At 66.0% G+C, this 20,996-nt stretch carries 20 protein-coding genes; 10 read left to right on the top strand and 10 right to left on the bottom strand.

All coding sequences use genetic code 11. The features are described from left to right. Positions 1-10: 10 nt before the first annotated feature. Together miaB and H0193_RS03600 are read left to right on the top strand one after the other, a co-directional pair. Positions 11-1,537, top strand: coding sequence for a tRNA (N6-isopentenyl adenosine(37)-C2)-methylthiotransferase MiaB (miaB, locus tag H0193_RS03605; protein ID WP_181888591.1), 1,527 nt, complete (start codon positions 11-13; stop codon positions 1,535-1,537). Between the two features lie 17 nt (positions 1,538-1,554). Next, positions 1,555-2,169 (top strand): Rv2732c family membrane protein, encoded by a 615-nt coding sequence (locus tag H0193_RS03600; RefSeq protein WP_181888590.1) that lies wholly within the window; start codon positions 1,555-1,557, stop codon positions 2,167-2,169. A 140-nt stretch (positions 2,170-2,309) separates the two neighbouring features. On the opposite strand, the gene H0193_RS12505 is transcribed toward H0193_RS03600, so the two are convergent. Then, positions 2,310-3,389, bottom strand: coding sequence for a GNAT family N-acetyltransferase (locus tag H0193_RS12505; protein WP_181888589.1), 1,080 nt, complete (start codon positions 3,387-3,389; stop codon positions 2,310-2,312). A gap of 13 nt (positions 3,390-3,402) precedes the next feature. Then, positions 3,403-4,764, bottom strand: a complete 1,362-nt coding sequence (locus H0193_RS03590; RefSeq protein ID WP_181888588.1) for a DUF349 domain-containing protein — start codon at positions 4,762-4,764, stop codon at positions 3,403-3,405. 127 nt (positions 4,765-4,891) lie between these two features. Here H0193_RS03590 and H0193_RS03585 point away from each other — a divergent pair, with 127 nt between their 5' ends. Genes H0193_RS03585 through dapF form a run of 3 tightly spaced genes read left to right on the top strand, consistent with a single transcriptional unit; the run spans position 4,892 to position 7,160 of the window. Next, on the top strand, positions 4,892-5,458 hold the full coding sequence (locus tag H0193_RS03585; RefSeq protein ID WP_181888587.1) for a hypothetical protein: 567 nt from the start codon (positions 4,892-4,894) through the stop codon (positions 5,456-5,458). Continuing rightward, the gene (miaA, locus tag H0193_RS03580; RefSeq protein ID WP_181888586.1) at positions 5,455-6,354 is read left to right on the top strand and encodes a tRNA (adenosine(37)-N6)-dimethylallyltransferase MiaA; all 900 of its coding nucleotides are present in this window, start codon (positions 5,455-5,457) and stop codon (positions 6,352-6,354) included. The genes H0193_RS03585 and miaA overlap by 4 nt, the downstream gene beginning before the upstream one ends. Then, positions 6,351-7,160: a diaminopimelate epimerase gene (gene dapF, locus H0193_RS03575; protein WP_181888585.1), complete on the top strand. Its 810-nt coding sequence runs from the start codon at positions 6,351-6,353 to the stop codon at positions 7,158-7,160. The genes miaA and dapF overlap by 4 nt, the downstream gene beginning before the upstream one ends. 9 nt (positions 7,161-7,169) lie before the next feature. Here the strand turns inward: dapF and H0193_RS03570 are convergent, their stop codons facing one another. Both H0193_RS03570 and H0193_RS03565 read right to left on the bottom strand, forming a co-directional pair. Then, complete coding sequence (locus tag H0193_RS03570) at positions 7,170-7,685, bottom strand: hypothetical protein (RefSeq protein ID WP_181888584.1); 516 nt, start codon at positions 7,683-7,685, stop codon at positions 7,170-7,172. A 19-nt stretch (positions 7,686-7,704) separates the two neighbouring features. Further along, on the bottom strand, positions 7,705-8,457 hold the full coding sequence (locus H0193_RS03565) for a hypothetical protein (RefSeq protein WP_181888583.1): 753 nt from the start codon (positions 8,455-8,457) through the stop codon (positions 7,705-7,707). Positions 8,458-8,527: 70 nt separating this feature from the next. Between H0193_RS03565 and hflX the strand changes: the two genes are divergently transcribed. After that, positions 8,528-10,063 (top strand): GTPase HflX, encoded by a 1,536-nt coding sequence (gene hflX, locus H0193_RS03560; RefSeq protein ID WP_181888582.1) that lies wholly within the window; start codon positions 8,528-8,530, stop codon positions 10,061-10,063. On the opposite strand, the gene nagB is transcribed toward hflX, so the two are convergent. Then, positions 10,064-10,789 carry a glucosamine-6-phosphate deaminase gene (gene nagB, locus H0193_RS03555; RefSeq protein WP_181888581.1) on the bottom strand — a complete coding sequence of 242 codons (726 nt, stop codon included), beginning with the start codon at positions 10,787-10,789 and terminating at the stop codon, positions 10,064-10,066. Between the two features lie 99 nt (positions 10,790-10,888). Here nagB and H0193_RS03550 point away from each other — a divergent pair, with 99 nt between their 5' ends. After that, positions 10,889-12,199: a solute carrier family 23 protein gene (locus H0193_RS03550; RefSeq protein ID WP_181888580.1), complete on the top strand. Its 1,311-nt coding sequence runs from the start codon at positions 10,889-10,891 to the stop codon at positions 12,197-12,199. Between the two features lie 77 nt (positions 12,200-12,276). Here the strand turns inward: H0193_RS03550 and H0193_RS03545 are convergent, their stop codons facing one another. From H0193_RS03545 to lexA, 3 genes are all read right to left on the bottom strand, one after another. Then, positions 12,277-12,546, bottom strand: a complete 270-nt coding sequence (locus H0193_RS03545; protein ID WP_181888579.1) for an HPr family phosphocarrier protein — start codon at positions 12,544-12,546, stop codon at positions 12,277-12,279. 133 nt (positions 12,547-12,679) lie between these two features. Further along, positions 12,680-13,468 (bottom strand): DeoR/GlpR family DNA-binding transcription regulator, encoded by a 789-nt coding sequence (locus tag H0193_RS03540; protein WP_181888578.1) that lies wholly within the window; start codon positions 13,466-13,468, stop codon positions 12,680-12,682. A gap of 71 nt (positions 13,469-13,539) precedes the next feature. Continuing rightward, the gene (gene lexA, locus H0193_RS03535) at positions 13,540-14,220 is read right to left on the bottom strand and encodes a transcriptional repressor LexA (protein WP_181888577.1); all 681 of its coding nucleotides are present in this window, start codon (positions 14,218-14,220) and stop codon (positions 13,540-13,542) included. A gap of 210 nt (positions 14,221-14,430) precedes the next feature. Between lexA and H0193_RS03530 the strand changes: the two genes are divergently transcribed. Next, a complete protein-coding gene (locus H0193_RS03530) occupies positions 14,431-14,811 on the top strand; it encodes a hypothetical protein (RefSeq protein WP_181888576.1) in 381 nt (126 codons plus the stop codon). 56 nt (positions 14,812-14,867) lie between these two features. Continuing rightward, positions 14,868-15,326 (top strand): transcriptional regulator NrdR, encoded by a 459-nt coding sequence (nrdR, locus tag H0193_RS03525; RefSeq protein WP_034998765.1) that lies wholly within the window; start codon positions 14,868-14,870, stop codon positions 15,324-15,326. A 15-nt stretch (positions 15,327-15,341) separates the two neighbouring features. Here the strand turns inward: nrdR and hrpA are convergent, their stop codons facing one another. After that, entirely contained in the window at positions 15,342-19,307 is a 3,966-nt protein-coding gene (gene hrpA, locus H0193_RS03520; protein ID WP_181888575.1) for an ATP-dependent RNA helicase HrpA, read from the bottom strand. Between the two features lie 15 nt (positions 19,308-19,322). Further along, positions 19,323-20,279 carry a hydrogen peroxide-inducible genes activator gene (locus H0193_RS03515; RefSeq protein WP_181888574.1) on the bottom strand — a complete coding sequence of 319 codons (957 nt, stop codon included), beginning with the start codon at positions 20,277-20,279 and terminating at the stop codon, positions 19,323-19,325. Between the two features lie 117 nt (positions 20,280-20,396). Between H0193_RS03515 and H0193_RS03510 the strand changes: the two genes are divergently transcribed. Then, positions 20,397-20,993: a peroxiredoxin gene (locus H0193_RS03510; RefSeq protein WP_181888573.1), complete on the top strand. Its 597-nt coding sequence runs from the start codon at positions 20,397-20,399 to the stop codon at positions 20,991-20,993. Positions 20,994-20,996: the final 3 nt, after the last annotated feature.

Genomic DNA, 20,996 nt, shown 5'->3' with positions numbered 1-20,996 from the left:
CTGTCTCGCCGTGACTACGGCGAGCACCACCCAAAACAGCAATCCCCGCACCTACGAGGTGCGCACGTTCGGCTGCCAGATGAACGTGCACGACTCCGAGCGTCTTTCCGGCATGCTCGAAGACGCGGGCTACGTCGCGGCCGATGCCGGCGAGGAGCCCGACCTGGTGGTCTTCAACACCTGCGCGGTGCGCGAGAACGCTGACAAGCGCCTCTACGGCTCGCTCGGACAGCTGAAGAACGTCAAGGCCGACCACCCCGGCATGCAGATCGCCGTCGGCGGGTGCCTGGCGCAGAAGGACCGCGACACCGTCATTGAAAAGGCGCCGTGGGTAGACGCTGTCTTTGGCACCCACAACATCTCTGCGCTGCCGGCGTTGCTCGACCGGGCGCGTGTGGAGGATGAGGCCCAGGTGGAGATCGTGGAGGCCCTCGAGGTCTTCCCGTCCGTGCTGCCCGCCAAGCGCGAATCCGCCTACGCCGGCTGGGTGTCCATCTCGGTGGGCTGCAACAACACCTGCACGTTCTGCATCGTGCCCAGCCTGCGCGGCAAGGAGGTGGACCGCCGCCCGGGCGAGATCCTCGCCGAGGTTAAGGCGCTGGTGGATCAGGGTGTCTCCGAGGTGACCCTGCTGGGGCAGAACGTGAACTCGTACGGCGTGAACTTCGTCGACGAGGACATGGAGCGCGACCGTTCTGCCTTCTCCAAGCTGCTGCGCGCCTGCGGCGACATCGAGGGCTTGGAGCGCGTACGTTTTACCTCCCCGCACCCGGCGGAGTTCACCTCCGACGTCATCGACGCGATGGCGGAGACCCCGAACGTGTGCCCGCAGCTGCACATGCCGCTGCAGTCCGGCTCCGACAAGGTGCTCAAGGACATGCGCCGGTCCTACCGCTCCAAGAAGTTCCTGGCCATCCTGGACGAGGTACGCGAGAAGCTGCCGCACGCCGCGATCACCACCGACATCATCGTCGGTTTCCCTGGCGAGACCGAAGAGGATTTCCAGGCCACCCTCGACGTGGTTGAGAAGGCCCGCTTCACCTCCGCGTTTACCTTCCAGTACTCGCCGCGCCCCGGCACCCCGGCGGCGGAGATGGAGCAGCAGATCCCCAAGGCTGTGGTCCAGGAGCGCTTCGAACGCCTCCACGCATTGCAGGAGCGCATCAGCGCGGAGGAGAACGCGAAGCTCGTCGGCACGCAACAGGAACTCCTCGTCCAAGAAGACGGCCGCAAGAACGACCGCACCCATCGCATGTCCGGCCGCGCCCGCGACGGCCGCCTGGTGCACTTCGCGCTCGAGGGCAACATCGACGGTGAGGTCCGCCCGGGCGATATCGTCACCGTCACCATCACCGACGCGAAGCCGCACTACCTGATCGCGGATTCCGGCATCCACGAGCACCGCCGCACCAAGGCCGGCGACAACTCTGAGCGGGGAGAGGTGCCCACCACCGCGCCCATCGGTGTGGGCCTTGGCCTGCCGACGATTGGCCAGCCCGCCGCCGCTCCAGCAGATTCCGCCTGCTGCGGTAGCTAGGGCTACAGTTGGGCGACATGACGCAGCCCAACACCGAATCCCTTGCCCGCGCGGAGAAGAAAGCCGCATCCACCGTGGACATGGGCGCAAAACGCTGGGTGCTCGCCGCCGCGGTGGCCATCTACGTGGTGGCGCTGTTCCTACCGTTCGTCGGCGGGGCGTCGCTATGGCAGGTGCTCGCTGCCACTGACGCGGCGAAGGACGCCCAGACCGCGGTCACGGAGTACATCTTCGCGTGGATCTCGCTCATCGGCGTCGGTGTCCTGACCACGCTCGCAGTTGCCACGCAGCGCTTCGCACTCGCGGTTCCCGCGTGGATGGTCACAACCGTCTCGCTGGTCTACTCCGTGCTCGGCATGTGGCTGCGCAACTCCAACGCCTCCGGTATCAGCCGTGGCCCCGGCTACTACCTGGTCCTGCTCGCGGTGGTGATCGTGGTGTTCACGGTCTTCCCGCTGATCCTGTCGCGCAACGAGGAGCAGGCGGCCGTCGCTAAGCAGCGCGCCGAGGCGCAAGGCAAGGATGAGGTTGCACTCGCGCAGCGCGCCGCGACGAGGGAGCAGGAGAACCCTTTGCTTATCGACGACCGCCGTGCCCGCGCAGCAGAGCGACACCGCAAGACGTTGGACTAACAGGTACAACCCCGCGCCGCCGGTCCCCAGCCCGCAAAAGCCGATATCGGCATGTAGCGCGACCGCCGACCCGCGACCTGGGCTTTTGTGGCGGCTCACCTTGTAAACGCCGATATCGGCATTTACAAGGAGCGCACTGCCTACGGTTTCTGCCACGCGGTGGTGGAGGAAACCACCTCCGCGTCAAGGCCCCTCATGATCGCGTTCGCCGCGGGGGAGTCGGCGGGGTAGGAGCAGTAGACCGTCTCCAGGTCCTCCCAGGTCTCTTTGGCGCGCGTGAGCGACGCGCGCAGCAGTGCGGAGCCGATGCCGCGGCCGCGGTGCTCGGGAAGCAGGTAGATCAAACCGAGTTCGCAAACTTTCGGGTCGTCCGAAAAGTACCGGACAACCTCGCAAAGACCGACGCACTCGTCGTTGACATATGCCAGGCCAGTGAGCTGGGAGCCGCCACGGTCCTGCAACCTGGCACCGGCGTCCTGAATGCGGGCGAGGTCCCACTCGATGGTGTCCATGACCAGCTCGCCGCGGGGGTAGTCGCGCGAGGCCGAGGTGAGCAAACGGGAGAACTGCTCCAGTTCGCCAGGCGCAGCGTTTCGCCGCGCTGAGAAGCCGGGGCCCTGGACCACCGCGAACTCGGCATCCGCAGCATCAGGCAACCCCTCAATCGCGGAGACGGAAAACGTGCCCTGGTCCTCCCGGAACGCTGCCTGGTAGCCGTAGCCCCGTACGTGCGGCGGCTCATCGGCCTCGAGGGCGTGGGTCACCCACAGTTGACGGGTGTGGCGGGAAAGGCGGGCCGATAGGTCGTCGAGAAGCTTCAGCGCGCTTTCCCACGGCGCGTCGGGGATGGGCTCGCCCGGAAGGGGCGCGAGCTCGGAGTCGAAGGTGAAGTTCGCCTCGATCACCCCGCGGTCCTCCAGTAGGGGCAGGGAGACGAACAGCCAGGCGTCGAGGAAGTCGAGGTCTTCGGCGAACAGCTCCGGGTAACCCAGGTCGGTGACCGGCCGCAGGTGCTGCGTTGAAACTAAGCCGAACAGCATGGCCTCGGACTCGGCGGAGGGCTCGAGGCGCTTGGCAATGTGGGCCGCGGACACGCCGGAGGTGGCAAGACCCGTGATGTCCTGGATGGCCAACGTGGCGGAAAAGGCGTAGCCCCCGACCACGGCCTCGGCATCATCGCCGTGGTCGGGTCGGGGGGCGAAAAGGTGGGGGTGGAGCACTCGCGCTAACTTACTAGCCCTCGTTGACGGCCTTGGCGGCGACGTCGGCGAACTCCTGCCACTGCTTCGCCTGCTCGCGCAGGGAAGCGGCCTTAGTGGCGTCGCCCTTGGCCTCGGCGGCCTCGGCCTGCTTGATAAAGTCGTCGGCCTTGACCTGGAACTGGTTGACCTTGTCCTGCTGCGCCGGGTCGGTCTTGCGCCAGCGGGAATCCTCCGCCTCGGACACGCGCTGCTCGATGCGGCCGATCTTGTCCTCGAACTCGCGCACGCGCCCGCGCGGGACAAAGCCGATCTCGTCCCACTTGTCCTGCAGCTCGCGCAGCTTCGCCTTCGCCGCGCCGAGGCCCTTTGCGGGGTCGATCAGCGAGTCGTACTCGGAAATCAGCGCGTCCTTCGCCTCGGCGTTGGCCTCGAATTCGCGGTCGCGCTCTGCGTTGACGGCGTTGCGGGCCTCGAAGAAGTGGTCCTGGGCCGCGCGGAAGCGCTCCCACAGCTTGTCGTCCACCTCGCGCGGGGCGCGGCCGGCGGCCTTCCACTCCGTCATCAGGTCGCGGTAGGCGCGGGCGGTGTGGCCCCAGTCGGTGGAGTCCTTCAGCGCCTCGGCGCGCTCGACCAGCTCTTCCTTGGTCTTCCTAGCCTGCGCGCGGTTGCGGTCCAGCTCGGCGAAGTGGGAGCCACGGCGGCGGTTGAAGCTGTCGCGGGCGCGCGAGTAGCGCTTCCACAGCTCGTCGTCGGTTGCGCGGTCGATGCCGCGGATACCGCGCCACTCCTCCAAGATCGCGCGGATGCGGTCGCCCGCGGCCTTCCACTCCGTGGAGTTTTCCGCCAGGTCCTCGGCCTCAGCAGCCAGCGCTTCCTTGAGGGCAATTGCTTGTTGACGGCGCTGCGCCTTCTGCTCCTTCGCCTTCTCGCGCGCGGTATCGGTAGCGTCGATCGCCTTGTCCAGACGCGCCTCCACGGCGTCGATGTCGCCGATCACGGCCGCGTCCGCAAGCGATGCCTTGAGTGCCTCTGCGGACTTGCGCAGCGCATCAGCGTCCTCAGGGTGGGCGCGCAGGCGCGTCTCGATGAGCTCCACCTCGGTGACCAGGTCGTCGTAGCGCTGGCCGTAGTGTGCCAGGCCTTCTGCGGGCGTGCCCGCCTGCCAGGAGCCGATCTGACGCTCCTCGCCGCCGCGTGTGAGAAAGACGTTGCCCTCGTCGTCAACGCGACCGAACTTGGACGGGTCCGACGGCTCGCGCGCCGGCAGGGGAGCCGGGGTGACGGTCTTTGCCGCTGCCCCTGGGCGCGGCCCTGGCTTCTTCGCCATCGCTGCCGGCGACGGCGCCTTGGTGCCCGGGGTCGGAGTGGAGTTCGAATCGGTCATGGTGGACATCCTTTCCGCGGCCTTTGACCTGGCCGCACTGTGCCGCGCGTCGCGGCTGCCTTGCGCAATGCGTGCGATATTACCGGCACTTCACGCCCTGCGGGGAGCAAACGGGGCGCTGGGTAGGGTTGTGCGCGTGAGACCCAACCTCTGGATCGTGCCGGGATCGCCGGCACTCGCGCTTTCGCCTAGCGACGCCGCTTCGCAACGCCTCCTACAGGCCGTCCGCGCGCTCGCAGAAACCGCCGGTGGCAGGGCCATCGACATTGTCTGCTCGCAGGATGAGCGCTGGTACACCGCCCACACTGGGTCCTTCACCGCCTGGGGTGGGCCGGAGATCACCGTGCGCGCGGGCAACCACCTGGGCGAGCTGGTCGCACGGTTCGCACTGGGGGACCCGGAGGTACGCGAGGTCCGCGGGGAGATCGGCACCCCCGACCCGGACGTGGTGACCGTGGTGGTGCTAGACGGCCCGGCCGGGCTGACACCGCGAGCCCCGCTCGCGCTGGTCGACGGCGCGCCGGAGTACCACCGGCGTCTGTGCGGGTGGCTGGACGGTGGGCAACCGGAGGTCGTCGATAAGCAATTGCTCGAACCCGCGTTGTGGCACGAACTGGCGGCGCTGCGGCCACATAAGGCGACATTGCTGGACCACGACGACACCCTGGGCGTGGGGCGCTACGTAGCGGAGTGGAGCGTATGAAACCGATCGCAGTAGTGGGCCCGACCGCCAGCGGCAAGTCCGCGCTAGGCATCGCGCTGGCGCACGAGTTCGACGGCGAAGTGGTCAACGTGGACTCCATGCAGCTGTACAAAGGCATGGACATCGGCACCGCGAAGCTTCCCGTGGAGGAGCGCGAGGGCATCCCGCACCACCTGCTGGACATCTGGGAGGTCACGCGCACCGCCTCGGTGGCTGAGTACCAGTCGCTCGCGGTGGCGACGGTGGAAGAAATCATGTCGCGCGGCAAGATGCCGGTGCTGGTGGGCGGTTCGATGCTGTACGTGCAATCGCTTATCGACGCCTGGTCGTTCCCGCCCACCGACCCCACCGTGCGCGCGAAGTACGAGGAACGCTTGGCCGAGATCGGCGTGGACGCGCTGCACGCGGAGCTGGCCGAGGTGGACCCGGCTGCCGCCCGCACCATCGAGGACAAGGACCCGCGCCGCACCGTGCGCGCCCTCGAGGTTATCGAGCTGACCGGCAAACCGTTCCAGGCGTCGCAGCCGCCGAAGAACGCAGCACCCCGCTGGGGCACGCGCATCCTGGGGCTGCGCACGAACGCCGAGTGGTTGAACCCGCGCATCGAGCTGCGCACGCGCATGATGTTTGAGCAGGGGCTTATCGACGAAACACGTGGCCTGGTGGACGCCGGCCTCGTGCGAGAATCCACCGCCGGCCGCGCGATCGGCTACGCGCAGGTGCTGGCGATGCTCGACGGCGAGCTCACCGAAGACGAGGCCGTGGCGCAGACGATCACCGGCACGCGCCGGTACGTGCGCCGCCAGCGCTCCTGGTTTAACCGCGACCCGCGAACCGTGTGGCTGGACGCGGCCGGCGCGGACGTTGTGGGCGCCGCGTTAGACTCGCTGGCGTGAAATTTATCAAAGCGCACGCCACCGAAAACGACTTCGTCGTCCTCATCGACGTTGAGGACACCCTCGACGTGACCCCGGAGCAGGTCGCCTTCCTCTGCGACCGTCGCGCCGGCGTCGGCGGAGACGGGTTGCTGCGCGTGGTGCGCCGCGGGGGAACAGACGGCATGTGGTTCATGGACTACCGCAACGCCGACGGCACCGTCGCGGAGATGTGCGGCAACGGCATCCGCGCGTTCGCCCACGTGCTGGTGGCCGAGGGGCTGGAGGACGCCACCGAGTTCGACGTGGATACCCGCGCCGGCGTCAAGCACATCCGGGTGATCTCTGCCGACTGTGCCGATGCGATTGTGTCTGTGGGCATGGGCCGCGTTGAGGTCACCGGCGTCTCCACCGCGTCCATGGGGGAGGCCCAGTTCGCCGGCATCGGCGTGGACGTGGGCAACCCGCACTTGGCGTGCGTGATCCCGGGTATGACTTCTTCGGATCTTGCGGACATGGAGTTTACGGCTCCGGAGTTCGACCCAGAGTTCTTCCCCAAGGGGGTGAACGTGGAGGTGCTCACGGAGCTGGATCAGGGAGGCGTGCACATGCGCGTGTGGGAGCGCGGCGTGGGCGAGACCCGCTCCTGCGGCACCGGTACCGTCGCCGCCGCGCAGGCGGCTCTTGCGGACGCGGGCATCGAAAACGGCTCCGTGATCGTCAACGTCCCGGGCGGGGCCGTTGAGGTCGTGCTTGACGGCGGCGAGGCCACGATGACCGGCCCGTCCACGATCGTGTTCCGCGGGGAGCTGGCGGACGAGCTGTAAGCCGAAGACCTACGCCGGGCCGATGTCTTTCGCGGCCCGGCGTGCGTCGTCCCAGGCCTCCTGCAGTTCGAAGGCGCGCTCGTCGGCGACAGTCAGGATGCGCTCCAACTGCGCCTTGTCGGTGGAGGTGGACTCCAGGTAGCCGTCGATGCGCTCCAAAAAGCGGCGGGCTGAAGAAGCCCGCAGGAGAAACTCGTTGACTTGCGGCACCGAGTTATCCGGGTTGGCCAGGGCAGGGTAGTGCAACGTGCGGTCCGCGATGTCGGAAGCGGACGCACCGTGCTGCAGCAGCTCGTAGGCGTCGAGCACCTCGGCGATGTCGTCGCGCGCATACTGCAGCGACGATCGGATCGCCAGCACCTCCGGGTCAATCTGCACGCGTCGCACGAGCAAGATTGCCCCGATGATCAGCAGAGCCGACAGCATTAGACCCGGCAGTTTGAGCGTGAACACCAGCAGCACAACGGCAGCGAGCACGAGTGCGCCGATCAGCGCTCTTGAGAGATCCCTGTTCGGTGAGCTCATCGGGAAGCCCCTGTAACGGCTAGTGGCCGCCGCACCCGCAGGATCCGCCGCAGCCCCCGCAGCCGCTGCCGGAAGGCGTCGGAATGGAGCCGGCCATCACGGCGGTGCCCGCGATCACGGAATCGCGTGCGGGCAGCTCGCCGTCGGGCAGGCACACGTCGAACGGGAACGCCGCATCGACGGAGACGTGGATGAAGCGCTGGCCGGTCAGCGCGGAGGTGCGGTACTCCGCCTCTAGCACGCGGGCCGAAAACTCGGCGCTCGCATCCGGGGTGGTGGCGCTGCCGCTTGCCACGGCCTCGGCGCCGGGGGAAGCTACGGTGCCGACAACGGCGCCCGGGTGCAGGGCCAGGTAGGCCTCGGTGGATTCGTAGCGGTCCACCGCCAGGCCCAGGGCTGTGACGGACAGTTCCTGCCACTCGAGCGCGGGATCGTCCACAAGCAGCGGCTCCTGCGCGAGGTTCACTGTCAGCGACGCCATGGCGTTGCCGCGGGGGTCGACCACATCGGCAAGCGCGACGACGTCGTTAAGCGGCGTGATGTGCGCATAAGTGCGGGTGACCGACTCGAAGCCCGCGAAGGTGGCGAACGGCTCCACAGCCAGGATGTTCAGCTGCGCGCCAGACGGGTCGGTGTACTGGATCAGCTGGCCTCCCCGGACTTCGCCGACGACGGCGAGGCGGTCGGTGGCGATCGCGGCTTCGACCGCGTCCTGCCACTTGTTAAAGCTCAAGCCGAGTGCGGAAAGATCGGTGCTGACTGCTGTGCTCATGGCCGTAGATTCTAGTCAATCGCCCCAACCGGGAAGAATCCTGGGCCTTGCCGCGTTTAATCGGGTAGATATGGCAGTGACAGATTCAACACACAGGAAAGATCGCTTTTTGCTTGAAGACGAACTGACGCCCGAGCAGCGCACCCACGACGAGCTGCTGCGACAGGCGTTTCGCCACAACGAGCCACAGCCCGGTGCGGAACCCACGGTCGGTGCGCTGGACCTCGCCGACCGCAACGCGTTCCGCAGCGTTACCGGAGCCACCGAACTCCGCTCTGAAGAACAGACCGACGGGTACGAGGTTGAGTACCGCAAGCTCCGCCTGGAGGAAGTGCTCCTCGTCGGCGCGTGGACTGAGGGAACCACTGCGGAGATGGAGGCGAGCATGTGGGAGCTGGCGGCGCTGGCGAAAACTGCTGGCGCCGACGTGCTGGACATGCTGTACCAGAAGCGCGACAAGCCGGACCCGGGCACCTACATCGGCTCAGGCAAGGTGGCGGAGCTGCGCGAGATCGTGCAGGCCACCGGCGCGGATACAGTGATTTTCGACGGCGAGCTCTCGCCGTCGCAGATGATCGCGCTTGAGGAAGCGCTAAAGATCAAGGTGATCGACCGCACCATGCTTATCTTGGACATCTTCGCCCAGCACGCGAAGAGCAAAGAGGGCAAAGCCCAGGTGAGCCTCGCGCAGATGGAGTACCTGTACAGCCGCACCCGCGGTTGGGGCGGCAACCTGTCGCGCCAGGCTGGCGGCCGCGCCGGCTCCAACGGCGGCGTGGGCTTGCGTGGCCCCGGTGAGACGCGTATTGAGGCGGACCGCCGCCGCCTGCGCACCGAGATGGCGAAGCTGCGCCACCAGCTGCGCGACATGACCACGGCGCGCGAGGTCAAGCGCGCGCAGCGCCAGCGCTCCACCATCCCGAAGATCGCGATTGCCGGCTACACCAACGCGGGCAAGTCCTCGCTGATCAACGCGATGACGGGTGCCGGCGTGCTGGTGGAGGACGCGCTGTTTGCCACCCTGGACCCGTCCACACGCAAGGCGAAGCTCGCGGACGGGCGCAACGTGGTGCTCACCGACACTGTCGGGTTTGTGCGCCACCTGCCCACGCAGTTGGTTGAGGCGTTCAAGTCCACGCTTGAAGAGGTCGCCGGCGCCGACCTTTTGCTGCACGTCGTGGACGGTTCGGATGCGTTCCCGCTGAAGCAGATCGAGGCCGTCAACGAGGTGCTCGCCGAGGTCACCCGCGATTCCGGCGAGGAAATGCCCCCGGAGATCGTGGTGGTCAACAAGATCGACGAGGCCGACCCGCTGGTGCTGGCCGAGCTGCGCCACGCGTTTGAAAAAACCGGCCGCACGGCAGTGTTCGTCTCCGCGCTGACCGGCGAGGGGATTGAGGAGCTTGAGGCGCGCATCGAGCAGCACCTCAACTCCGTTGACGCGCACGTGACCATGGTGGTGCCCTACACCCGCGGCGACGTGGTCAGCCGCGTCCACGACGAGGGCACGGTGCGCTCGGAGGAATACGAGGAGGCAGGCACGCGTATCGACGTCCGATTGCCCCGCGTCCTGGCCGAGCAGTACGCGGAGTTCGTAGTCAGCTAGCTATCGGTTGAGCTTCGCCGCGGCATCATCGTCGAGGATGACCGTGGTGCGCGGGTGGTTCTGCAGCACCGACGCCGGGCAGCCCGGGGACACCGGTCCCTCCACCAGCGCCTTGACCGCGTCGGCCTTGTTCGGGCCGGTGGCGATGAGCACGATGGTGTGCGCCTCCATGATGGTGCCCACGCCCTGGGTCAGGGCCTTGCGCGGCACCTGGTCCTCGTTGTCGAAGAAGCGGGCGTTGTCCGCCACCGTGGTGGGGTGCAGGTTGATTTCGCGCGTGCGCGAATCAAGGGCGCTGGGCGGCTCGTTGAACGCGATATGGCCGTTGGCGCCCACACCGAGGATTTGCACGTCCACGCCGCCGGCGGCTGCGATGCGCTGCTCGTAGCTGCGGGTTTCAGCCTCGGTGTCCGCCGACAGGCCGTCGAGAGACTGCACCTTTGCATCGTCGATGTCGACATGGCTGGTGAATTCTCGGCGGATGGTGGCGTAGTAAGACTGCTCGTCGGAGCGTTCCAGGCCGACGTACTCGTCCAGGAGGAACGCGTCGCACTGCGCGAAGCTCAAGCCTTCCTCGCGGTGGCGGCGGATCAACTCCATGTACGTGGGGGTCGGGGTCGAACCCGTGGCCAGGCCGAGGGTCGCGCCGCTTCGCACGAACGGTTCGATGATGTCGGCTGCGGACACGCCTACTTCTTCGGCGGTGGGGCGCACAATGATTTCCATGGTGCTCAAAATAGCAAGGCCACACTGAGAGCTATCTACTTTGCCCGCCAGGCACCCCCGGCACAGGAAAAATCAGTGGAGGGGTGATAATGGCATTTCGTGACTAACACTTTCGGCTGGACCATTCACGGAGACGGGCGCACAGTGCGCCCCGGGGCTGTTGTCGCCCCGGACGAGCGGCTGAGCTGGCCGCGCACCATCGGCATCGGCATGCAGCACGTGGTTGCAATGTTCGGAGCCACACTGCTGGTGCCCACCCTGACCGGATTCCCGGTGAACACCACGCTGCTGTTCTCCGGCCTGGGCACCATCATCTTCTTGCTGATCACCCGCAATAAAGTGCCCAGCTACCTGGGTTCGTCCTTCGCCTTTATCGCTCCGCTGACGGCTTCGCAGCAGTATGGCGTCGGCGCGCAGCTGGGCGGGGTGCTGCTGACCGGTGTGGCGCTCATCCTTGTCGGCATCGTCGTTGAATGGGCGGGCAAACGCGTCATCGACGCGGTGATGCCGCCCGTGGTCACCGGCGCCATCGTCGCGCTCATCGGCTTCAACCTGGCGCCGACCGCGGTGTCGAACGTGGAAACCCAACCCTGGGTCGCGGCGGTAACGCTGCTGACGGTTGTGGTGGTCACCGTGGCCACCCGCGGCCTGCTCTCGCGTCTATCCATCCTCATCGGCGTGCTCGTCGGCTGGCTGTTCGCGGCCTTGACGGGCGGCTTGGGTGAGGACGCACTGCAAACGATCGCCGACGCCCCGTGGATCGGCCTGCCGCAGTTCCACCGCCCGGAGTTCCACGTCTCCGCCGTGCTGGTGACCCTGCCGGTGCTGGTCGTGCTGATCGCGGAGAACGTCGGCCACGTCAAGGCCGTATCCGAGATGACTGGACGCAACCTCGACGACATGCAGGGTCGCGCGCTGATCGGCGACGGTATCGCCACCACGCTCGCCGGCGGCTTCGGCGGGTCCGGCACCACCACCTACGCCGAGAACATTGGCGTGATGGCGGCGACGAAGGTGTACTCCACCGCAGCGTATTGGGTCGCCGCCGCGTTTGCGATTGTGCTGGCGTTCATCCCGAAGTTCGGTGCCGTGATCTTCACCATCCCCGCCGGCGTGCTCGGCGGCGCGTGCCTGGTGCTCTACGGGCTCATCGGCATGCTGGGCGTGCGTATCTGGCAGGACAACAAGGTGGACTTCACCGATCCCGCGAACCTCACCGCGGCCGCGGTCGCGCTGATTGTGGGCATCGGCAACCTCACTCTCGATGTGGGCGCTGTAACGCTGGAAGGCATCGCGCTGGGCTCCGTCGGCATCATCGTGATCTACCCGCTGATGCGTTGGGCGTACGACACCTTGGGGGAGGGGCAGTACCGCAAGGACTTCGAGGTGCCGAAGCCGTCGACGTTCTAGCGTCCGGTACTTGCTGCACGCGAAAACGCCCGGGCGACGTGTGCCCGGGCGTTAGCTCGTCGTAAAGCGAAAAGCGCTTACTCCTCGTCGAGGTTCTGCTCGATCAGCGCCGCAATCTTCTCCACGGCATCGGCGTTGTCGGAAGTGACAGTGACCTCGTCGCCGTGCTCCGCGCCCATCGCCATGATCATCAGCGAGGATGCGGCATCGGTCTCGTCGTCCTCGTCGCCGCCGACAAGCGTCAGCAGGATCTCGTCGTCGTACTCGCCGGCAGCATCTGCGATCACCGTGGCCGGGCGAGCGTGCAGCCCGACGGTGGAACCGACCTTCACAGTCTTGGAAGCCATTCGGGTGTCCTTTCCGTTGTTTTTCATTCAGGTCTGCAACGAGTGTAGGTCGCATGCATGCGAAGGTGCCACCATTTTCGCGCAGAAAGTCAAAGAACGCCCCTGTGGAAGACGTCGGGTGGCGCCCCGAGGGTTACTGGGGTTGCGCGAGCACGACCTCGATACCGTGCGAGCGCAGTTCGTCCACGAACGCGGAGGGCGCTTCGGCGTCGGTGATCACCACGTCGACGTCCGTAAGCGGCGCGAAGCTGACCACATAGTCGTTGCCCAGCTTCGTGGAGTCGCACAACACGACAACCCTGCGGGCGTTGGTGACCATCGCGGCCTTCACCGCCGCCTCCTTGGCGTCCACAGTGGACAGGCCGTGGCCGATGGACAACGCGTTGGTGCCCACGAACGCCACGTCGGCGCGCAACAGAGCGAGGGTGCGAAGCGCGGTACTGCCGACGACTGCCTGACTGATCGGCCGGACTGAGCCGCCGAGAAGCTGCACATCGTGCAATCCGGAATCGCTCAGCTCCAATGCAGTGGGGATGGAGTTGGTCACCACCGAGTACTCCCGGTCCCCGCGGGTCTCCGCCAGACGCTTGCCCAGGCTGCTGATCGTCGTGCCCGAGTCCAAAAAGATGGTGCAACTTTGCGCATCCGGCACGAACTGCAGCGCGGTTTCCGCAATCGCGGCTTTAGCGGCAAGGGAGGCGCGCTGACGCGTATCCAGCGGAATTTCCGTCGAGCGGTAAGACTGGCTCGCCACCGCGCCGCCGTGGACGCGGTGCACAGCGCCTTCGTCGTGCAATGCCGAAAGGTCACGGCGGATGGTCTCCGCGGTGACGTCGAAGCGCTGCGCCAACTCAGTGACGTTGACGCGGCCTTCAACTGCGGTCAAAGACGCGATTTGGCGTCTACGCTCCTCGGCGTACATCGATCTCCTGCGCTTGTCGCTATGTGATTTCCGGTCTGTGGGGCTGCGGCTGCTCGATGCAAACGCACCGACTACAGCGTACGGAACACCGAGATGACACGCCCCATGATCTCCGCTTCGTCGCCCTTAATCGGCTCGAAGGCATCGTTGTGGGGCAACAGCCACACACCGGTGGAGTCGCGATGGAACTCCTTGACCGTCGCCTCACCGTCGAGCAACGCCGCGACGAACTCGCCCTCCTCGGCGTTCGGCTGGGAGCGGACAACCACCCAGTCGCCGTCGAGGATGCCGGCGTCGCGCATGGATTCGCCGACGACCTTGAGCATGAACACATCGCCGTCACCGAGCAGCTCCTCGGGCAGGGGGTAGTAGGTGTCCACGTTTTCCTCGGCGAGGATCGGGGCACCCGCGGCAATCTGTCCGACTACCGGCACGTAGCGGGCATTGCCAGAATCTTCCGGCTTCGCCTCTTGCGGCTTGCGCTTCTTTCGGCCGGCTTCCGGCATTTGGCGCAAGTCCACGGCGCGGGGCTTGTTCGGGTCGCGGCGGAGGAATCCCTTCTTCTCCAGCTCTTTGAGCTGGTATGCGACAGATGAGGTGGACTGCAGCCCGGCCGCGTCACCGATCTCGCGGATGCTCGGCGGGTAGCCACGCAGGACCACAGCGTCTTGGATGACCTGGAGGATCCGGCGCTGGCGGTCTGACAGCGCGTTGTAATCCGGGTTGCCTGGATCGGACTTCTTTCGTGCCATGACGTTCTCCTTGGACTCGGTGGCGTTGTGCGCCTACGAACCTACCAGATAGGGCACTCATGTTCGATGGGCGCAAGCATTGGGTGGACACGTATCGAACGTGATGCTATAAATCGAACACGTAAGCGTATTCGAACAAATGAACGTTAGAACGTTCGAGCGTGTCGGTGCCGAACGTAGAGTGTGCCGCAGAAAGAAGGGAGACACACCATGTCAGTTGCAATCAATCCAGTACACAACACATTAGTTGGACGCACCGGAGCCGCATCTGTGGTCCCTCCGGCAGAAGTCTGGGATGTTGATTCCGCGCCGAAGCGTCGAACAGGCGGCGCCGGTGTTCGAGCGATTTCCGGCTCTCATCGAACGGATGCTCGCTCATCTGCCAAGGGGAGTCTTGACGGTTCCTCCAATGTGAACGCGTTCGAAACACGGCACGAGACGCGCGATACGCTCCTGCTCGGCGTGTGCATGACTGCGGCGCTGCTTATCGGTTCGGCATTCGGCGGTGTTTTCTCGGCGCAAACAGAGGATCCTTCGTCCATGTCCAGCGGCCAGGCGGCTCATTCGGCTGTGGCGGCAACTGCGCGCTAGGCAGGGCGTAGACTCACGGCTACGCCAAGCCTTGAAAACTCTGGGGGTGGAAGACCATGTTTTGTCCTTTTTGCCACAACGAGCAATCTCGTGTGACTGACTCGCGGCTGGTCGAAGCCGGCTCAGCAATTCGCCGCCGCAGAGAGTGCACCGAGTGCGGGGGGCGTTTCACCACAGTGGAAAAGGCCGTCCTCACTGTTGTGAAACGCAACGGCGTGAGCGAACCGTTCGACCGCGACAAACTCATCGTCGGCGTGCGCAGAGCATGCCAGGGCCGCGATGTCACCGACGACGCATTGAAGCGTCTGGCCCAAGAAGTGGAAGAGACTGTGCGCGCGCAGGGCAGCTCGCAGGTGCCCGCCCACGAGATCGGTCTGGCCGTCCTCGAACCGCTGCGTGCCCTCGACGAGGTGGCGTACCTGCGCTTCGCGTCCGTGTACAAGTCGTTCGAGAGTGCGGACGACTTCGAATCCGAAATCCGGCTCATGCGCCGCCGCGACCGCGAAGACTTCTAGCCTGCGGCCACGGCGCTAACGCAGCGCGTCAATCTTCTTCTCAATGCGACGCTGGCTCACCGGTCTCGGCGTGCCCAGCCGCTGCGCAAACAGGCTCACCCGCAGCTCCTCAATCAGCCACAAGATGTCCTTGTAGGCCTTGGTCTTTGTCCGGCCCGCAGGCAAGGACTTCATACGCTGCGCCAAGTAAGCCTTCACCGAATCAATCACGGACTGCCGGTCGGCGTCGCGGTCCGGATCTAGGCGCATGTCCTCCAACCGGATCCGCATCGCGTCGATGTAGCGGGGCAAATGCTGCAAGTGGCCGATGCCGTGGACAGTCACCGCGTGCTTCGGCAGGAAGAACTGCAGCTGCGACGTCATGTCGTCGATAGCTGGGCCTTCCCACTGCCGCAGCTCCGCTGCAATGTTCGCGTACTCCGCGAGTGCCGGCGCCAACGTGACCACCACACGGCGCACACCTCCTGCGACCTGGGGCCGGATTTCGCCCACCAGCGCGTCGAACTCCTCGGGGGAGCGCACCGGCCCGCCGGAGGAGAACATCAGGTCGCGGATCACAGCGACGCGGGCGTCCTCCACAAGCCCATCGGCGCCGCCGTGCGGGTAGCGGTCCACCGCCACCTTCTGCCGCAGCGGCAGCCCCTTGGTCATCTGCCCCGCGTTGACCGTGATCTCCCGCAGCAGCAGCGTCAGCGTCGCCGTGACCATCGAGGCGTCCGCGGCGGCCTTCGTCGGATGCACGGTGACCTTCACGCCGTCCTTGGTGGCTTCGAGTGCCGGGTAGGCGTCGACCTCGTTGCCGTCGATAGTGGTGGTTACCGTCTCCGGCACCGCGCCGAGGGAGTCGGAAGTCCACTTCGCCACCGCATCCGATTCAGATGTGCGGCCGGCCTTGGACACGGAGGACTTGATCTTGCCGGCCTGGCGGCGCTTCAACGCACCGAGGTCCGTGTCGTGGTCGACCACTTTGCCGCGGCGGTCAATCGCGGCGAAGGTCACTTTCAGATGCTCGGGCAGCGCAGAAGGGGTGAAGTCGGCACCGTTGATGCCGCGCCCGCCGACGCTTCTAAGCGCCTCCGCAAGTGCCTCGGCAAACTGTGTTTCCCGCAGCTCGCGCTCGCTGACGCCGCCGGCGTCCTGCTGCGCGCGGATCGCGTCGAGGGCGCGCTCGGCGAAGTCTGGTGCCGGCACCACGGTCTTGCGCAGCGCCTTCGGCAGCGTACGGATGTACTCCGCGGCAAGCTCCGAACGCAGTCCCGGCACCAGCCAGTCAAAGCCGTCGGGCCGCAGGTTGGCCAGAAGCGGCACCGGCACGTGCACGGTGACGCCGTCGAAAGGATCGCCCGGCTCGAACTTGTAGCGCAGCGCGTAGTCGATGGAGCCCTGGCGCCAGATCTCGGGGAAGGCGGCGGAGGAGGAATCCACGCCTTCGTCGTCGAGAAGTGCCGCGGGGTCGAAGTCCAAGTAGTGCTTGTCCTCGGCCCGCTTCTTTTTCCACCAGGAGTCGAAGTGGCGGGCGGTGGTCACGCTCTGGGGAAGCCGTGAGTCGTAGAACTCGAACAGGGTGTCCTCGTCCACCACCAATCCGCGGCGGCGCACCTTTTCCTCTACCTCAGCGGCTTCGGCGAGCAGGGCTTCGTTGTGGTCGATGAAGTGGTGGTGGCGGTTCCAATCGCCCTCGAGCAGGGCGTGGCGGATGAACATGTTGCGCGCGCCCTCGGCATCCACGCGGTGGTAAGGCACAAGCCGGTCGCGCACGATGGTCACGCCGTAGAGCATGGACTTTTGGTGCACCATCGCGGCCGAGCGCTTCCGCGACCACACAGGCTCGGAGTAGCTGTGCTTCATCAGCTCGCCCGCGGCAGCCTCCACCCAGGCGGGCTCGATCTTTGCCACGTCGCGCGCCCACAGGCGCGAGGTCTCCACCAGCTCGGCGGCCATGAGGAACTCCGGGGGCTTTTTGCTTAGCGACGACCCGGGGAAGACCAAGAACCGCGTCCCGCGCGCACCCTGGAACTCCTTCGAGTTGCCGTCTCGGGCGCCGATGTTGGACAACAGGCCCGTGAGCAGCGACTTGTGGATCGCGTCGGCGTCGCGCTCGCCGGCGACGTTCTCGGCTCGGGACCAGCCCAGCTGGCGCTCCACGTCGCGAAGCTGGCGCACCAGGTCGAACCATTCGCGGATGCGCATGTAGTGCAAAAACTCGCGCTTCATGCGCTTGCGGAAGGCGTTGCCGGATAGCTCGTCGCGCGAGTCGCCGATGTAGTCCCACAGCTTGAGCGAGGACAGGAAGTCCGATGTCGCGTCCTTGAACCGGGCGTGGGCCTGGTCGGCCTGGGCCTGGTATTCCAGAGGGCGCTCGCGCACGTCCTGGATGGTCATGCTGGCCACGATCACGGTGACGTCGTCGAGCACGCCGAGTCGGTTGGCCTCCACCAGCATGCGCGCCATCTTCGGGTCCACCGGGATGCGCGCGATGTCGCGCCCCACCGCGGTGAGCACGGGTGCGCCGTCGCGTTCCTTGTCCGAGATCGCGCCGAGCTCGTGCAGGAGCAGCAGGCCGTCGCGCACGGCCTTCTTATCCGGCGGCTGGATGAAGGGGAAGTCGTTGATGTCGCCGAGGCGCAGGGAGATCATCTGCAGCACCACGGAGGCCAGGTTGGTGCGCAGGATCTCCGGGTCGGTGAACTCGGGGCGCGCCTCGAAGTTGTCCTCGGAGTACAGGCGGATGGCCACACCGTCGGCGATACGGCCGGAGCGTCCGGAGCGCTGGTTGGCGGAGGCCTGGGAGATCTCCTCGATGGGCAGGCGCTGCACCTTGGTGCGCGTGGAATAGCGCGAAATGCGCGCCAGGCCGGTGTCCACCACGTAGTGGATCCCCGGCACCGTCAGCGAGGTCTCCGCGATGTTGGTGGACAACACGATGCGCCGGCCGGAGTGCGGGGAGAACACCCGGTGCTGCTCCGCATTCGATAGGCGGCCGAACAAAGGCACGACCTCCACGCCGCGCCAGTGCTGCTTCTCAATGGCCTCCATGCAGTCGCGGATGTCGCGCTCGGAGGCGAAAAAGCACAAGATGTCGCCTTTGCCTTCGCCCATGAGCTCCTTGCAGGCGTCGACCACACCGTCGATCATGTCGGTGTCGATCTCCTTGACGGAGCCGTCTTTTGCCTGCACCTGCTCCACCAGCGGGCGGTAGCGGATCTCCACCGGGTAGGTGCGGCCAGATACCTCGATGATGGGGGCGGGGTTGCCCTCGGCGTCGGCAAAGTGCTTCGCAAACGCTTCCGGGTCGATGGTTGCGGAGGTGACGATCACCTTCAGATCCGGACGCTTCGGCAGCAGCCGCTTCAAATATCCGAGAAGGAAGTCGATGTTCAGCGAGCGCTCGTGCGCCTCGTCGATGATGATCGTGTCGTAGGCGTTCAGGAACCGGTCGCGCTGCATCTCCGCGAGCAGGATGCCGTCCGTCATCAGCTTCACCGCCGTGGATTCGGAGACCCGGTCGTCGAAGCGGATAGCGTAGCCGACGGACTCGCCGATGTCCTGGCCCAGCTCGTCGGCGATGCGCTCCGCCACGGTGCGTGCGGCGAGCCTGCGCGGCTGTGTGTGCCCGATCAGGCCTCGGCGGCCGCGGCCCAGCTCCAGCAGCATCTTCGGGATCTGGGTGGTTTTGCCGGAGCCGGTCTCGCCCGCGATCACCACGACCTGGTTGTCGCGCACCAGCTCCATGATGTCCTCGCGCCGCGCGGACACCGGCAGGTGCTCCGGGTAGGTGATCTCGGGGATGAGGGCATCACGCTTAGCGACGGCAGCTGCCGCCTTGTCCACGTCCGCGCCAATCGCCGCCAGGGCTTCGGGCGAGTTGGCCTTCTTCAGGCGCCGGCGGAACCTGCGCACGTCAGCGATCGGGACGCCGTCGAGCGCCTTATACAGCTGCGGCTTCGTGGGAGGTGAGGTAGGGGATGCGTGCTCATTCATAACCAGAGCGTGAGTCTAGCGCGGCAGCAGCTTACGGCTCGATTCCGTCGCTTCCTTGAAGGCGCGGGAGACTAACTCGCCGAGCTGCTCGAACTCCGGACGGCGACGAGACGACGCCCGCATTGCGAGCCCGACGGTGCGTTTCGCGTCCACGCCCGGGCCGAAGGCGGAAACGGCGATGCCGGGGCGCGCGCACTCGGTGGACAAGGCGGAGACGGGTACCAGCGTGGAGCCGAGTCCGGCCACCACCAGCTGCACCACCGTGGTCAGCGACGCCGCGCGGGTGGCTGACTGTGCGCCGGGGGAGCGGTTGACCTCCGCGATCTTGCACAGCTCCACGATTTGATCGCGCAGGCAGTGCCCGTCGTCCAGCAACAGCAGATCGAGGTCGTGCAGCGCGTTCAGATCGAGGTCTCCTCTGCCGGCCACGGGATGGTCGGGGGAAGTGATCACCGCGAAGGTTTCGTCGTAGAGCGGGATTTCCGACACCCCGGTGGCGCCGGTTGGGGTGGCGAGCACTGCGACGTCGATCTGCCCGTCGCGAAGCCGCTGCAGCAGCTCCTCGGTCTGGTTTTCCACAATGCGCGGCTCCAAGTCCGGGTACTCCTCCTCGATGAGCTTCAGCAGCGTCGGCAGGATGTACGGGGCGATAGTGGGGATCACGCCGAGGTTCAGCGGCCCGGCCAGTGCTCCGAGTGCGCCGCGGGATTGCGCCACGAACGCGTCGGCAGCTTCCAGTGTCGCCTTCGCATAGGGGAGGAGCTCCTCGCCGGTGGGGGTGACGATGACGCGCCGGGTGGAGCGCTCGATGAGTTGGATGCCCAGGCCGGCCTCCAAGGCGGCGAGCGCCTGTGAGAGGGACGGCTGTGAGATGCCGAGCTTGTTCGCCGCGGAGACGAAGTGCTTTTGCTCGGCGACGGTGACAAACGTCCGGAGCTGAGCGAGCGTCGGTTTATACTCTCGATTAGCCATGCCTATGAACCTACACGAAGTTCATAGGTTTTTACGTTGAAAGCGGGCGCGTTCTGTGTCATACTGGTTGCTGTCCGTTGAAAAACACCTATGACCAGTTTCTTTGGAGGAATTTCTATGCCGATCATGACCGTTGGAGAGCGTTTCCCGGAGTTCGACCTTGTCGCGCTGAAGGGCGGCAACCTGAAGGACGCTAACGCGTCTTCCCCGGACGACTACTTCGAGAACGTGTCGCTGGACAAGTACGAGGGCAAGTGGAAGATCGTCTTCTTCTACCCGAAGGACTTCACCTTCGTCTGCCCGACCGAGATCGCCGCATTCGGCAAGCTCAACGAGGAGTTCGAGGACCGCGACACCCAGGTGCTCGGCGGCTCCACCGACAACGAGTACTCCCACTTCAACTGGCGCGCGACCCACGAGGACCTGCTGGACATCCCGTTCCCGATGTTCGCTGACGTCCGCCACGACCTGATCCGCGCGCTCGGCGTCGAGAACGCTGACGGCGTGTGCGACCGCGCAACCTTCATCATCGACCCGGACGGCATCATCCAGTTCGTCTCCGTCACCCCGGACGCTGTCGGCCGCAACGTCGACGAGGTTCTGCGCGTGCTCGACGCGCTGCAGTCCGAAGAGGTCTGCGCCTGCGATTGGCAGAAGAACGACCCGACCAAGAACATCGACAAGATGGCCGTGGTCCAGGAGTCCCTGAAGTAAACC

This window comes from Corynebacterium haematomassiliense, from assembly GCF_013978595.1.
GTDB lineage: Bacteria > Actinomycetota > Actinomycetes > Mycobacteriales > Mycobacteriaceae > Corynebacterium > Corynebacterium lehmanniae.
The sequence above is the reverse complement of the archived record's forward strand: the minus strand, read 5'-3'. Positions and strand labels throughout refer to the sequence as shown.